The sequence below is a fragment of the Variovorax sp. AC103 genome, assembly GCF_979254005.1.
In genome coordinates this window covers 41,402-54,516 of the sequence record NZ_CEEDFC010000001.1, presented here as the reverse complement: position 1 = coordinate 54,516, position 13,115 = coordinate 41,402, and the positions used below count along the sequence as shown (strand labels likewise).

At 68.2% G+C, this 13,115-nt stretch carries 14 protein-coding genes; 5 read left to right on the top strand and 9 right to left on the bottom strand.

Features of this window, described 5'->3' with window-relative positions:
• Positions 1-101 precede the first annotated feature (101 nt).
• Positions 102-1,886: a lipid A export permease/ATP-binding protein MsbA gene (msbA, locus tag AC0IYU_RS00285; RefSeq protein ID WP_435438271.1), complete on the top strand. Its 1,785-nt coding sequence runs from the start codon at positions 102-104 to the stop codon at positions 1,884-1,886.
• Positions 1,887-1,933: 47 nt separating this feature from the next.
• On the opposite strand, the gene rng is transcribed toward msbA, so the two are convergent.
• From rng to AC0IYU_RS00240, 9 genes are all read right to left on the bottom strand, one after another.
• Positions 1,934-3,460, bottom strand: a complete 1,527-nt coding sequence (gene rng, locus AC0IYU_RS00280) for a ribonuclease G (RefSeq protein ID WP_435483789.1) — start codon at positions 3,458-3,460, stop codon at positions 1,934-1,936.
• Between the two features lie 7 nt (positions 3,461-3,467).
• Positions 3,468-4,070 carry a Maf family protein gene (locus AC0IYU_RS00275; RefSeq protein ID WP_472111643.1) on the bottom strand — a complete coding sequence of 201 codons (603 nt, stop codon included), beginning with the start codon at positions 4,068-4,070 and terminating at the stop codon, positions 3,468-3,470.
• Between the two features lie 3 nt (positions 4,071-4,073).
• Positions 4,074-4,778: a phytanoyl-CoA dioxygenase family protein gene (locus AC0IYU_RS00270; protein WP_472111640.1), complete on the bottom strand. Its 705-nt coding sequence runs from the start codon at positions 4,776-4,778 to the stop codon at positions 4,074-4,076.
• Positions 4,775-5,242, bottom strand: a complete 468-nt coding sequence (gene rlmH / locus AC0IYU_RS00265; protein WP_435438267.1) for a 23S rRNA (pseudouridine(1915)-N(3))-methyltransferase RlmH — start codon at positions 5,240-5,242, stop codon at positions 4,775-4,777. The genes AC0IYU_RS00270 and rlmH overlap by 4 nt, the downstream gene beginning before the upstream one ends.
• Positions 5,239-5,958 (bottom strand): ribosome silencing factor, encoded by a 720-nt coding sequence (gene rsfS, locus AC0IYU_RS00260; protein WP_472111637.1) that lies wholly within the window; start codon positions 5,956-5,958, stop codon positions 5,239-5,241. The genes rlmH and rsfS overlap by 4 nt, the downstream gene beginning before the upstream one ends.
• Positions 5,958-6,587 (bottom strand): nicotinate (nicotinamide) nucleotide adenylyltransferase, encoded by a 630-nt coding sequence (gene nadD / locus AC0IYU_RS00255; protein ID WP_435483793.1) that lies wholly within the window; start codon positions 6,585-6,587, stop codon positions 5,958-5,960. Before nadD ends, rsfS begins: the two co-directional genes overlap by 1 nt.
• Positions 6,584-7,501 (bottom strand): oxygen-dependent coproporphyrinogen oxidase, encoded by a 918-nt coding sequence (gene hemF, locus AC0IYU_RS00250; protein WP_472111634.1) that lies wholly within the window; start codon positions 7,499-7,501, stop codon positions 6,584-6,586. Before hemF ends, nadD begins: the two co-directional genes overlap by 4 nt.
• Positions 7,501-8,799, bottom strand: a complete 1,299-nt coding sequence (gene purD / locus AC0IYU_RS00245; protein ID WP_472111632.1) for a phosphoribosylamine--glycine ligase — start codon at positions 8,797-8,799, stop codon at positions 7,501-7,503. The genes hemF and purD overlap by 1 nt, the downstream gene beginning before the upstream one ends.
• Positions 8,800-8,862: 63 nt before the next feature.
• On the bottom strand, positions 8,863-9,588 hold the full coding sequence (locus AC0IYU_RS00240) for a YebC/PmpR family DNA-binding transcriptional regulator (RefSeq protein ID WP_472111630.1): 726 nt from the start codon (positions 9,586-9,588) through the stop codon (positions 8,863-8,865).
• A gap of 116 nt (positions 9,589-9,704) precedes the next feature.
• Between AC0IYU_RS00240 and AC0IYU_RS00235 the strand changes: the two genes are divergently transcribed.
• Genes AC0IYU_RS00235 through AC0IYU_RS00220 form a run of 4 tightly spaced genes read left to right on the top strand, consistent with a single transcriptional unit; the run spans position 9,705 to position 13,110 of the window.
• Positions 9,705-10,493, top strand: a complete 789-nt coding sequence (locus tag AC0IYU_RS00235; RefSeq protein ID WP_435483797.1) for a class I SAM-dependent methyltransferase — start codon at positions 9,705-9,707, stop codon at positions 10,491-10,493.
• A 2-nt stretch (positions 10,494-10,495) separates the two neighbouring features.
• Positions 10,496-11,527 carry a chorismate transformation FkbO/Hyg5 family protein gene (locus AC0IYU_RS00230; RefSeq protein WP_472112701.1) on the top strand — a complete coding sequence of 344 codons (1,032 nt, stop codon included), beginning with the start codon at positions 10,496-10,498 and terminating at the stop codon, positions 11,525-11,527.
• A gap of 51 nt (positions 11,528-11,578) precedes the next feature.
• Positions 11,579-12,367: a lysophospholipid acyltransferase family protein gene (locus AC0IYU_RS00225; protein WP_472111628.1), complete on the top strand. Its 789-nt coding sequence runs from the start codon at positions 11,579-11,581 to the stop codon at positions 12,365-12,367.
• On the top strand, positions 12,334-13,110 hold the full coding sequence (locus tag AC0IYU_RS00220; protein ID WP_435438258.1) for a glycosyltransferase family 2 protein: 777 nt from the start codon (positions 12,334-12,336) through the stop codon (positions 13,108-13,110). The genes AC0IYU_RS00225 and AC0IYU_RS00220 overlap by 34 nt, the downstream gene beginning before the upstream one ends.
• Positions 13,111-13,115: the final 5 nt, after the last annotated feature.

Below are 13,115 nucleotides of genomic sequence, written 5' to 3'. Positions count from 1 at the left end.
GCGCCGTCACAAAACGTGTATCAGGCGACGCGGTCCTACACGGCCGACTCAATGCACCCGCGCCAGCCCGCCTAGAAAGGGCCCCCGTAGAATCCGCCGCCATGCAACCTTCCCCCGGCAGCGAGAACGCGCGCCCCCCCCTGATGCGCCGGCTGGCGCGACTCATGACCTGGTTCGGCGGCTCGCGCCAATGGTGGGCCACGGGCCTGATCGGCGCCCTCATGGCCGCCATCACCGAACCCCTGATGGCCGCCCTGCTCAAGCCGTTGCTCGACCGCGGCTTCAACCGCGGGCAGCTCGCGCTGTGGATCGTGCCGGCCGCCGTGCTGCTGCTGTTCGCGGTGCGCGGCATCGCCCAGTTCATCTCCCAATATGCCCTGTCGCGCATTGCCAATGAAGGCATGCAGCGGTTGCGGCGCGTGCTGTTCGAGCGGCTGATGGGCGCCGAGCTGGCGCTGTTCACGCGCCAGTCGGCCAGTGCGCTGTCGAACACGGTGGTCTACGAGGTGCAGACCGGCGCCATGCTGCTGGTGCAGGCGCTGCTCGGCCTCACGCGCGACGGCTTCACGCTGATCGCCCTGCTCGCCTACCTCGTCTACCTGAACTGGAAGCTCACGCTGATCGTGGCCTTCCTGGTGCCCAGCATCTCCTGGATCATGAAGGTGTTCTCCAAGCGCCTGTACCGCCTCACGCAGCAGGGCCAGCAAGCCACCGACGAACTCGCCTACGTGGTCGAGGAAAACGTGCTGGCGCACCGTGTGGTGCGCCTGCACGGTGCCGAGGCGGCGCAGGGCGAGCGCTTCGAGCAGCTGAGCCAGAGGCTGAACCGCCTGGCCGTGAAGTCGACCATCGCACAGGCCGCCACCACCCCGCTCACGCAGATGATGGCGTCGCTGGCGCTGTCGGTCGTGGTGATGATCGCGCTCTGGCAGAGCGGCGAACAGGGCCTCACCGTGGGCGGTTTCGTCGCCTACATCACGGCCATGCTGATGCTGATTGCGCCGATCCGCCGCCTGGCCGACATGGCCGCCCCCATCACGCGCGGCCTGGCCGCCCTGGAGCGCGGGCTGGTGCTGATCGACGAAGTGGCGCCCGAGTCGCAAGGCAGCTTCTCGCTGGCGCATGCCGACGGCCGCATCGAACTGCGCAATGTGCAGGTCAGCTACCGCGGCGCCGACGAACAGCGCGCGCTCGACGGCGTGAGCCTCGTCATCGAACCCGGCCAGGTCGTGGCTTTCGTCGGCCCCTCGGGCTCGGGCAAGACCACGCTGGTCAACCTGCTGCCGCGCTTCGTGCAGCCCAGCGGCGGCCAGGTGCTGCTCGACGGGCACGACACCAGCGAATGGTCGCTCAAGAGCCTTCGCGCGCAGTTCGCCATGGTGAGCCAGGACGTGGTGATGCTCAACGAAACGCTCGCTGCCAACGTGGCGCTGGGCTCGCAGATCGACCGCGAGCGCGTGCTGGAATGCATAGCAGCCGCCAACCTGAGTTCGCACGTGCAAGGCCTGCCGCAAGGCATAGACACCGTGCTGGGCCACAACGCTACACAACTCTCGGGTGGACAGCGCCAGCGCCTGGCCATTGCGCGCGCGCTCTACAAGAACGCCCCCGTGCTGCTGCTCGACGAGGCCACGTCGGCGCTCGACACCGAATCGGAGCGGCTGGTGCAGGACGCCCTGCAGCGCCTGATGCAGAACCGCACCACGCTGATCGTCGCCCACCGCCTGTCGACCATCCAGCACGCCGACCGCATCATCGTGATGGAGCAAGGCCGCATCGCGGAGCAAGGCAGCCATGAACAGCTGATGGCGCTGGACGGGCTCTACGCGCGTCTGCAGACGCTGGCGGTGCGCAGCGCCAAGCCAGGGCAGGACCCGACGCTCTGAGGCGCGCTGCGCGCCTCAGAGCCCCTTGATCGCGCCTTGACCGGCGCTCAAAGCAGCACGATGTCGTACTGCCCCTGCCCGATCGCAGGCTCCGACTGCAGCGAAATCGGCTTGCCGATGAAGTCGCTCAGCCCCGCCAGGTGCTGGCTCTCCTCGTCCAGGAACAGCTCGATCACCTGCGGCGACGACACGATGCGGAACTCGCGCGGCGTGAACTGCCGCGCTTCGCGCAGGATCTCGCGCATGACGTCGTAGGCCACGCTGCGCGCGGTCTTCACGATGCCCTGGCCGCCGCAGGCCACGCAGGGCTCGCACAGCATGTGCGCCAGCGATTCGCGCGTGCGCTTGCGTGTCATCTCGACCAGCCCGAGCTGCGAGAAGCCGCCCGCGGTGGTCTTCACGCGGTCGCGCGCCAGTTGCTTGCGGAACTCTGCCAGCACCTGTTCGCGGTGGTCGTCGCGGGCCATGTCGATGAAGTCGACGATGATGATGCCGCCCAGGTTGCGCAGCCGCAGCTGCCGCGCAATGGCCTGCGCTGCTTCGAGGTTGGTCTTGAAGATGGTGTCGTCGAAATTGCGCGCACCCACGAAGCCGCCGGTGTTCACGTCGACCGTGGTCAGCGCTTCTGTCTGGTCGACCACGAGGTAACCGCCCGACTTGAGCTCCACCCGCCGGCCCAGCGCCTTGGCAATTTCCTCGTCGACCGAATACAGGTCGAAGATCGGGCGCTCGCCCTTGTAATGCTGCAGCTTGCCGGCCGCCTTGGGCATGAATTCGAGCCCGAACTTCAGCAGCACCTCGAACTGTTCGCGCGAGTCGATGCGGATGGTCTGCGTGTCTTCGCTGGTCATGTCGCGCAGCACGCGCTGCAGCAGGCTCAGGTCCTGGTGCAGCAGCGACATCGCGGGCATCCGCATCGAGGCGTCGCGGATGCGCGACCAGGTCTTGCGCAGGTAGTCGATGTCTTCGGCCAGCTCGGCGTCGCTGGACTCCTCGCCGTTGGTGCGCAGGATGAAGCCGCCGGTGTTCACCGGCACCACGCCGCCGCTGTCGGCCGCGGCAGCCGCCTCGATCAGCGCGAGCATGCGCTTGCGCAGCGACTCGCGCTGGTCCGGCGGAATCTTCTGCGACACGCCGATGTGGTTGTCCTGCGGAAGGAACACGAGCAGCCGCCCGGCGATGCTGATCTGCGTGGACAGCCGCGCGCCCTTGGTGCCGATGGGGTCCTTGATGACCTGCACCAGCAGCGACTGGCCTTCGAACACCTGCTTCTCGATCGGCACCATCGGGCCGCCGTTGCGGTGGTCGCGCTCCGGTGCGGGCGCGCTGGGGCGCGAGCCCGGCGTGAACGGCGCCACGATGTCGGCCACGTGCAGGAACGCGGTGCGCTCCAGCCCGATGTCGATGAAGGCCGACTGCATGCCCGGCAGCACGCGCGACACCTTGCCCAGGTAGACGTTGCCGACCAGTCCGCGCTCCAGCGTGCGCTCGACGTGCAGCTCTTGCACCGCGCCGTGCTCGACCAGCGCCACACGGGTCTCCTGCGGGGACCAGTTGATCAGGATGTCTTGCATGGAATTCTTAAGTATTGAAACCGGCGCTTCGAAGCAGCTCTGCGGTCTCGAACATGGGGAGGCCCATGATGCCCGAATAGGACCCGCTGATGTGCTCGATGAACGCGGCCGCCGCCCCCTGGATGGCATAGCCGCCGGCCTTGCCCGACGGCTCGCCGCTTTGCGCGTAGCGCGCGATCTGCGCGTCGGTGATCTTCGCGAAGCGCACGCGCGAGACGCTGAGCGCCGCGTGGCGGCGCGTGCCGTGCTGCAACGCCACTGCGGTCAGCACGCGATGCGTGGCGCCTGAAAGCAGCCGCAGCATGCGCGCCGCGTCCTTCTCGTCCTCGGGCTTGCCGAGGATGGTGCGGCCCAGCGCCACCGTGGTGTCGGCGCAGAGCACCGGCGCCTCGGCCAGGCCCCGGCGGTGCAGGCGCGCCACGGCCGCGTCGAGCTTGAGCGCGGTCACACGCTGCACATAGGTGGCGGGCGCCTCGTTGGGCAGCACCGCTTCGAGCGACTCGGCGTCTTCGCTGGTATCGGCCAGCAGCAGCTCGTGGCGAATGCCGAGTTGTCCGAGCAATTGGGCCCGGCGCGGGCTCTGCGAGGCGAGGTAGATGAATTCCGACAAGGTTCAGTTCTCCTGATGCGTCGGCTGGGTGCCGGCGACGGTGCGGTTCCAGACCAGGCCATGTGGCAGGCGATCAGGTCCGAAAAGAAAGTGAAGCACGCGGCGCCGCGCCGGCGAGCTGGCGCGGGACGAGGCATGCAGCAGCAGCGGGCGCATCAGCAAGGCGTCGCCGCGCGCGGCGGTGCAGATGGCTTCGCCGTGCTCGGCGCGCAGGGCCTGCGCTTGCGCATCGCCCAGCCGTCCGGCGCGATGGCTGCCGGGCACCACGCGCAAGGGGCCTGCATCGGCACCGCAATCGTCGAGGTGCACGCGCACGGCGAGCAGCGATTGCAGCACCTCGACGGGCGGCTGCACATAGGGCTCGCCTTCCTTCAGGACGCTCGCGAGGCCGGCGCCCGAGGCGGGAATCGAGGTGTCCTGGTGCAACGCGACCAGCCAGTTCCTCCCGGGCGTCTTGTCGAACAGCGTGCACTGCACCGCAACCGAGGAAGCATCGAGCAGGCCCTTGGCGACCAGCATTGCCTTCACCTGAACCGCCATGTCGCGGCACTGCGGCTGAGTGAGCAGATTGCGGCTGCCGGCCGCCTGGCCCAGCCATTGGTCGAGGGACCGCGCAGTGTCGTTCAGCAGATCGGGGGGCAACAGCGCCGGCACAAGCGCATGCCCCTTCTCTTCGAGCAACGCAGCCTGCCCGTTGGCGCCCGTCATTCGCGGTGGTAGGGATGACCTGCGTTGACCGACCATGCCCGGTACAGCTGCTCGACCAGCAGCACTCGCGCCATCGCGTGCGGCAGCGTCAGGTCCGACAGGCGGATGCGTTCGTGGGCCGCGGCCTTGAACGCGGGGTCGAGCCCATCGGGGCCGCCAATGACCAGGGCGACGTCGTCGCCCTCGCCTTGCCAGGTCTGCAGCCGCGTCGCCAGCGCCTTGGTGGTCAGCGCCGTGCCGCGTTCGTCGAGCGCGACGATGCGCATGCCGCGGGCAATGGCGCCCTCGATGCGCTCGCGCTCGGCGGCGTACAAGGTTTCCAGTGTCTTGGAGCCGCGCGGCTCGGTCTTGACGGCGCGCAGCTCGAGCTTGAGCTCGGGCGGGAAGCGCTTGGCGTAGTCGTCCCAGGCGGTCTGCGCCCAATCGGGCATGCGCTGCCCGACGGCGACCACCAGCAGCTTCATGCGCGGCGGGCGGGTGCCTTCTTGGCAGGCGCCTTCTTGGCGGCCGCGGTCTTCGCAGCCGGCTTTGCAGCGGTTTTCTTGGCGGCAGGCTTGCCCACCACCTTGACCGGCACGCGCGCGGTGGTGCCGGTCTTGCGGGCAGGCGCCTTCTTTGCCGCAGTCTTTGCGGCAGTCTTGTATGCGGGCTTGCGGGCCGGTGCCTTCGCGGCCTTGGCTTCCTGCTCGGCTGCGCGGATCGCGGTCTTCGCAGCGCTGGCGCGGCGAAGGCTGGGTTCCTTCACGGCTGGCTTCTTCTTGCCGGTGGGCTCTTCCGGCACCGCCGCGCTGGCCGATGCGGCGGGCTTCGCACCGCCGAGCTTGGCGCGCACCGGCTTGTCGCCCCAGATCTCTTCCAGGTGGTAGTACTGACGGATGGCGGGCTGCATGATGTGCGCCACGGCGGCGCCGCAGTCCACGATGATCCACTCGCCGTTTTCCTCGCCCTCGATGCGCGGCTTGCCGAAACCGGCTTCGCGCACCGCGTCGCGCACGCTGGCGGCCAGCGCCTTGGTCTGGCGGTTGGAGGTGCCCGACGCCACGATCACGCGCTCGAACAGCGGCGACAGATGTTCTGTGTCGAATACCTGGATGTCCTGCGCCTTGACGTCTTCGAGACCATCGATGATGGCTCGCTGGAGTTTCTGGGTGTCTTTCTTGGCGGCGGCTTCAGTGGTCATCAGGCAGAGCGGTAGAGGTGGTGTTGGTCAATATAGCGTGCAACGGTGGGCGGAACCAGCGAGGAAATGTCCACGCCCAGTGCCGCGCGCCGCCGGATTTCGGTGGCGCTGGTGTCCATGAGTGGCAATTCGAGCGCCTCGAAACGCGCGCCAGCCGGGAGGCCAGGAAGCATTTTCGGATCAAAACGAGCAGTGTCGCCCGTCGATAGTGCGCGATACGCTACAGAAACGATAGCAGTGCGGAGTATATCCTGCCAGCCGTGCCAGGTCGGCAACGCGGTGGCCTGGTCGGCGCCCATGATCAGAACCAGCTGCGCGCCGGGCTGTTCCTGCTGGAGTTCGTGCAGGGTGTCGAGCGTGTAGGTGGGGCCATCGCGCAACACTTCGCGGCTGTCGACGACCACGGTGCCCTTCAGTGCCGAGAACGCCAGCCGCGCCATCGCAAGGCGGTCTTGCTTCGGCGTGAGCGGCCGGCTCTTGTGCCAGGCCTGCCCCGTGGGAATGACGTGCAGTTCGGCCAGGTCGAGCTGGGCCAGTGCGGCTTCGGCCAACGCCACATGGGCGTTGTGCGGAGGGTCGAACGCGCCACCGAAAACGCCGATGCGCGGTGCCTTGCCGGAAGGGCTCACAACCAGTCGCGCCGCACGATGAAGTCGCTGTACAGCGCGGCTTCCGCGCTGCCCGGCTCGGGCTGCTGCTGGTAGGCCCAGCTGGCCAGCGGCGGCATCGACAGAAGAATCGATTCGGTGCGCCCACCCGACTGAAGACCGAAGTGCGTGCCGCGGTCCCACACCAGATTGAACTCGACGTACCGACCGCGACGGTAGAGCTGGAAGTTGCGCTCCCGCTCCGTGTACGCCATGTGGCGCCGGCGCTCGACGACGGGCATGTAGGCCGGCAGGAAACCGTCACCCACCGAGCGGATCATCGCGAAGCCGTTCTCGAAGCCGCCTTCGGAGAAATCGTCGAAGAAGATGCCGCCTACACCGCGTTGCTCGCCGCGGTGCTTCAGAAAGAAATACTCGTCACACCATGTCTTGAAGCGCGGGTATTTGTCGTCACCGAAGGGCGCGAGCGCATCGCGGCAGAGGGTGTGGAAATGCACCGCGTCTTCTTCGAAACCGTAGCAGGGCGTGAGATCCATGCCGCCGCCGAACCAGCAGACCGGCTCGCCGCCTTCGGGCAGGGCCGCCAGCATGCGCACGTTCATGTGAACGATCGGCACGTAGGGGTTGCGCGGGTGGAACACCAGCGACACACCCATCGCCTCGAAGGGCGCGCCCGACAGCTCGGGCCGGTTCTGCGTGGCGGACGGCGGCAGCCTGGGGCCGCGCACCTGCGAGAACCCGCAGCCCGCGCGCTCGAACAGCTCGCCGCCTTCGAGGATGCAGGTCAGGCCCTGGCCCTGCAGCGGCTCGCCCGGCGCCTTGTGCCAGGCATCGCGAACGCAGGTGCCGCCGTCGGCCTGCTCGACGGCCGCGATGATCGACTGCTGCAGTCCGCGCAGGTAGTCGCCGACGGCCGACGGATCGGTGTGCTGCATCAGGCGCCGGGGGCCGTGCGCGCCTGCAAGGCGAGGAACCCGATGTCCTTGCGGTACTGCGCACCGTCGAAGTTGACACGCGCCGCCACCTCGTAGACCCGCTGCTGCGCCTGCTTCACGCTGTCGGCCAGCACGGTCACGCAGAGCACGCGGCCGCCGCTGGTCTTGAGTTCGCCGTTGTCCAGCGTGGTGCCGGCATGGAACACCACGGCGTCGGGTGCCTCGGCCGGAATGCCGGTGATGCGGTCGCCCTTGCGCGGCGACAGCGGGTAGCCGTGCGCGGCCATCACCACGCCCAGCGCCACGCGCCGGTCCCACTGCAGTTCGACCTGGTCGAGCGTGCCGTCGGTGGCGTGCCAGAACACTTCGAACAGGTCGGACTTCAGGCGCATCATGATCGGCTGCGTCTCGGGGTCGCCCATGCGGCAGTTGAATTCGAGCGTCTTCGGGTGGCCGGCGGGGTCGATCATCAGGCCGGCGTACAGGAAGCCCGTGTACGGAATGCCGTCCTTTTCCATGCCGCGGATGGTCGGCAGGATGATCTCGCGCATCGCGCGCGCATGCACCTCGGCCGTGACCACGGGCGCGGGCGAATAAGCGCCCATGCCGCCGGTGTTGGGGCCTTCGTCGCCATCGAGCAGGCGCTTGTGGTCCTGGCTGGTGGCGAGCGCGGTGACGTTCTTGCCGTCGCACAGCACGATGAAGCTGGCTTCCTCGCCCTGCAGGAACTCTTCGATGACGACGCGCGCGCCGCCTTCGTTGTGCGACACGCCGAACTTGTTGTCGACCAGCATGAAGTCGACGGCCTCGTGCGCCTCTTGCGCCGTCATGGCCACCACCACGCCCTTGCCTGCGGCCAGGCCGTCGGCCTTGACCACGATGGGCGCGCCCTTGGCGTCGATGTAGGCGTGCGCGGCAGCGGCGTCGGTGAACGCCTCGTACTCGGCGGTCGGGATCTTGTGGCGCTTCATGAAGGCCTTGGAGAACGCCTTGGAGCTCTCGAGCTGAGCGGCCGCCTGGGTCGGGCCGAAGATGCGCAGGCCGTGCGCGCGGAACTCGTCCACCACGCCCGCTGCCAGCGGCGCCTCGGGGCCGACCACGGTCAGCGAAATCTTTTCCTTGATGGCCCATTCGCGCAACGCGGCGGGTTCGGTGATGTCGATGCAGTCGTAGCGCTCGTCGCTCGCGGTGCCGCCGTTGCCGGGCGCCACGTACACGCGGCTCACCCGCGCAGCCTGCGCCAGGCGCCACGCCAGAGCGTGTTCACGGCCCCCTCCCCCAATTACCAGTACCTTCATTCGCGGGCCTTCATTTCTCGCTGTGATTCAACAAACATTCATTCGCGCACTGCTCGTCGCGCATCACTCGGACAGCGAGGCGTTGTGAAAAACGTCCTGCACGTCGTCCAGGTCCTCGAGCACGTCGAGCAACTTCTGCATTCTTGCGGCGTCCTCGCCGGTCACGTCCACGGTGTTTTCCGCGCGCATGGTGACTTCGGCCGCGTCGGGCTTCAGGCCGGCGGCCTCCAGCGCGTTCTTGACGGCTTCGAAGTCGGCCACGGCGGTGATCACCTCGATGGCGCCGTCGTCGTCGGTGACGACGTCCTCGGCGCCAGCTTCGAGCGCCACTTCCATGACCTTGTCTTCATCGGTGCCGGGGGCGAAGATGATCTGGCCGCAGTGCTTGAACTGGAAGGCCACCGAGCCTTCGGTGCCCATGTTGCCGCCATGCTTGGAGAAGGCGTGGCGCACTTCGGCCACGGTGCGCACGCGGTTGTCGGTCATGGTGTCGACGATGATCGCCGCGCCACCGATGCCATACCCTTCGTAACGAATTTCTTCGTAATTGACGCCTTCGAGATTGCCCGTGGCCTTGTCGATGTTGCGCTTGACGGTGTCGATCGGCAGGTTGACGGCCTTGGCTTTTTCCACCGCCAGCCGCAGCCGGGGGTTGGCGCTCAGGTCAGCGCCACCGGCACGGGCGGCCACCGTGATCTCGCGGATGGCACGGGTCCAGAGCTTGCCGCGCTTCTCGTCCTGGCGGCCCTTCCGGTGCTGAATATTTGCCCATTTGCTGTGTCCGGCCATGGCTTTCTATCTCGCTGTCTTGTGTTTTCAAAGCAAGCTGCGAGTTTACTGTCCGGCGCACCCAGCGCCCGGCGCCCCCCGGATTTCAGGCCGGGGCTTTTGGTGATAATCGTTCGATGACGCCATCGCCTTCCGTTGAGCAGGGAAATCCCGCCCCCCTGCCACCCCACGCTCCCTTGCCGCTGTACTACAAGACCGAGGCGGAGCATCAGGCGTTCCTGTTGCGCATCTTCGACAGCACCGCCGCGGACTACGACCGCATCGAGAGCGTGCTGGCCTTCGGCACCGGCCCCTCGTACCGCCGCGCGGCGCTGCGCCAGGCCGGCCTCGCCGCGGGCGCCGAGGTGCTCGACGTGGGCATCGGCACCGGGCTCGTCGCCCGCGAGGCGCTCAAGCTCATCGGCTCCACCGGCCACCTCGTGGGCGTGGACCCCAGCCCCGGGATGATGGGCCAGGTCAAGCTGCCCGGCGTCGAGCTGGTGCGCGGCGTGGCCGAGGCGCTGCCCCGGCCGGACGCCAGCTGCGACTTCGTGAGCATGGGCTACGCCATGCGCCACATCAGCGACGTGGCCGCGGCCTTCAGCGAGTTCCACCGCGTGCTGCGTCCGGGCGGACGCGTGGCGGTGCTCGAGATCACCAAGCCCGAAGGCCGCGTCGCAACGGCGCTGCTCAAGGGCTACATGCGTGCCGTGGTGCCGCTGATCGCCCGCGTGGTGGGCCGCCAGCGCAACACCTCCGAACTGTGGCGCTATTACTGGGACACGATCGAGGCCTGCATTCCGCCCGAACGGGTGATGCAGGCGCTGGCCGCCGCGGGCTTTCGCGACGTGCAGCGACATGCCAGCCTCGGCGTCTTCTCCGCCTATACCGCCGTCAAACCAGAACACACCGGCGAGGCCAGTTGACAGTGCGAGCTCAGGACGACACCTCTTCCCATCTGCGCGTCGAGCGCCTTTCGTTGCCGGACAGCCTGGCGCTGGCAACCCGCGGCAAGGCGCCCTTCGCGGCGCTTGGCTACGGAACGCCGCACGGCGTGGCATGGATGCCGACCGTCAACGCGCGCGTGCTGTCGCCGCAAGGTGCCATGGCCGACGTGTGGCACGTGAGCGGCCCGCACATCGAGTCGGGCACCACCGGCATCGCACGCTGGCGCACCGACGGCCACTGGCTGCTCGGCGCCATCGATCTCGACGAGGCCACCGAACAACAGGGCCTGGCCGAGCTTGCGCACCGCGCCTACCGCGACCTGTTCAAGACGCTCGACCAGGCCGGCGCGCCGCACCTGCTGCGCATCTGGAACTACCTGCCCCAGATCAACGCCGACGGCGGCGGGCTGGAACGCTACCGCCAGTTCAACCAGGGCCGCCAGGAAGCATTCCTCGAGGCCGGCCGTGCCGCCTTCGAAGGCGCACCCGCCGCCTGTGCGCTGGGCATCCACCAGGGCGCCCTGTCGATCCGCTTCCTGGCCGGCCAGCACGCGCCGCTGCCGGTCGAGAACCCCCGGCAGGTCTCGGCCTACCGCTACCCCGAAACCTACGGCCCGCGCTCGCCCACGTTCTCGCGCGCGGCGCTGTCGGACATCGGCGACGGCCACATCGCGCTCTTCATCTCGGGCACGGCGAGCATCGTCGGCCACGAAACCGTGCACCACGGCGACGTGCTGGAGCAGACGCGCGAAACGCTGCGCAACCTGCAGGCGGTGGTAGCCGCCGCCAACGCGCGCGGCACGGCGAAGTTCTCGCTCGCCGAACTCGACTGCGTGGTCTACGTGCGCCATCCGTCGGACACCGAGGCGGTGCGCAGCATTCTCGAAGGCACGCTCGGCGCGGACGCGCCGATGGCGCGCCATGCGGTGTACCTCGAAGCGGACATCTGCCGCAGCGACCTGCTGGTCGAGATCGAGGCCCACACCGTTGCGGCCGGGCAACTGCGTGCCTGACCGGCCTTTGTCCGACCGCTCGCCGTCCGATTGCCTGATTCAATGATTCGCGTGTTGCGATTCCTCACCTCCATTCCGCTCGCGTTGATGCTCTACGCGCTGCTGCTGTTCCTGGGCCTGATCTCGCTGGCCTGGAACGTGGTGGCCATGCTGATCTACCCGGTGATGCCCGCTGCGCCCGCACGCGTGCTCGGCCGCACGACAATCGCCTTCGCCTACCGGATGTTCTGGTGGCTGGCCTCGGCGACCGGCATGATGCGCATCGACGCGGCGTGCCTGGACCCGATGCGCAAGGAGCCCGGCGTGATCTTCGTGGCCAACCACCCGACCATGCTCGACGCGATGCTGCTGGTGGCGCGCCTGCCCCGCAGCGCCTGCATCATGAAGGCAGACCTGATGGGCAACATCTTCCTGGGCGCGGGCGCCAGGCTGGCGCGCTACATCAGCAACAAGTCGGCCCGCACGATGGTGCGCCTGGCGGTGAACGACCTGCGCAACGGCGGGCAGCTGGTGATCTTTCCCGAGGCCACGCGCACCGTGACGCCACCGTTGAATCCCTTTCGTGCCGGCACCACGCTGATCGCCAAGCTGGCGCAGGCGCCCATCCAAACGGTGTTCATCGACACCGACTCGCCTTACCTCGGCAAGGGCTGGCCGCTGTGGCGCGTGCCGCCGCTGCCGATCGTTTTCACGCTGCGGCTCGGCAAGCGCTTCGCGCCGACGCAGGACAGCGACGTGCTGCAAGCCGAGCTGGAACACTACTTTCGCCAAAACCTGGAACAGCGCGCCACCGACGCGTCCCCCGAATGCCAGACGCCTCGCGCACCCACCTTGTCCTGATTCCCAGCTACAACACGGGCGAACGCCTGTTCTCGACCGTTGCCGCGGCGCGCGCGCAATGGAGCCCCGTCTGGGTGGTGATCGATGGCAGCGACGACGGCACGGGCGAGCGGCTGCAGCAGATGGCCGCCAGCGACCCGGGCTTGCGCGTGTGGCTGCTGCCGCAGAACCAGGGCAAGGGCTCGGCGGTGCTGCACGGGCTGCGCGCCGCGCAGGACGCGGGCTTCACGCATGCGCTGACGATGGACTCCGACGGGCAGCACCCGGCCGACCTGATCCCCGCGTTCATGAAGGCCTCGCTGGCCCGCCCCGAGACGATGGTGCTGGGCCGCCCGGTGTTCGACGCCAGCGCGCCGCTGCTGCGCGTGCGCGGGCGGCGCGTGTCGAACGGATGGACGCAGCTGGAGACCCTGTTCGCCGGCGTCGGCGATTCGCTCTACGGCTTTCGCGTGTATCCGGTGCCGGACCTGATCGCCGTCATGGCGCGCCAGCCCTGGATGCGGCGCTTCGACTTCGACACCGAAGCGGTCGTGCGGCTGGCCTGGCGCGGGGTGAAGCCGGTGAACATCGATGCGCCGGTGAAGTACCTGACGGCGGAGGAAGGCGGCGTGTCGCACTTTCGCTATGGACGGGACAACGTGCTGCTGACCTGGATGCATGCGCGGCTGATGGTCGAATTCGTCCTGCGGCTGCCTGGGTTGGTGGTTCGCAAGCTCGCCAAAAAGGCGCCGTTCCAGGATTGACGTTC

What these genes read in the sequence shown, in the direction of transcription:
- AC0IYU_RS00235 (WP_435483797.1), top strand. Translation starts at nt 9,705, where the DNA reads ATGACGCCATCGCCTTCCGTTGAGCAGGGAAATCCCGCCCCCCTGCCA.
- AC0IYU_RS00220 (WP_435438258.1), top strand. Translation starts at nt 12,334, where the DNA reads ATGCCAGACGCCTCGCGCACCCACCTTGTCCTGATTCCCAGCTACAAC.
- purD (WP_472111632.1), bottom strand. Translation starts at nt 8,799, where the DNA reads ATGAAGGTACTGGTAATTGGGGGAGGGGGCCGTGAACACGCTCTGGCG.
- AC0IYU_RS00240 (WP_472111630.1), bottom strand. Translation starts at nt 9,588, where the DNA reads ATGGCCGGACACAGCAAATGGGCAAATATTCAGCACCGGAAGGGCCGC.
- AC0IYU_RS00270 (WP_472111640.1), bottom strand. Translation starts at nt 4,778, where the DNA reads ATGACGGGCGCCAACGGGCAGGCTGCGTTGCTCGAAGAGAAGGGGCAT.
- msbA (WP_435438271.1), top strand. Translation starts at nt 102, where the DNA reads ATGCAACCTTCCCCCGGCAGCGAGAACGCGCGCCCCCCCCTGATGCGC.
- rlmH (WP_435438267.1), bottom strand. Translation starts at nt 5,242, where the DNA reads ATGAAGCTGCTGGTGGTCGCCGTCGGGCAGCGCATGCCCGATTGGGCG.
- rsfS (WP_472111637.1), bottom strand. Translation starts at nt 5,958, where the DNA reads ATGACCACTGAAGCCGCCGCCAAGAAAGACACCCAGAAACTCCAGCGA.
- hemF (WP_472111634.1), bottom strand. Translation starts at nt 7,501, where the DNA reads ATGCAGCACACCGATCCGTCGGCCGTCGGCGACTACCTGCGCGGACTG.
- rng (WP_435483789.1), bottom strand. Translation starts at nt 3,460, where the DNA reads ATGCAAGACATCCTGATCAACTGGTCCCCGCAGGAGACCCGTGTGGCG.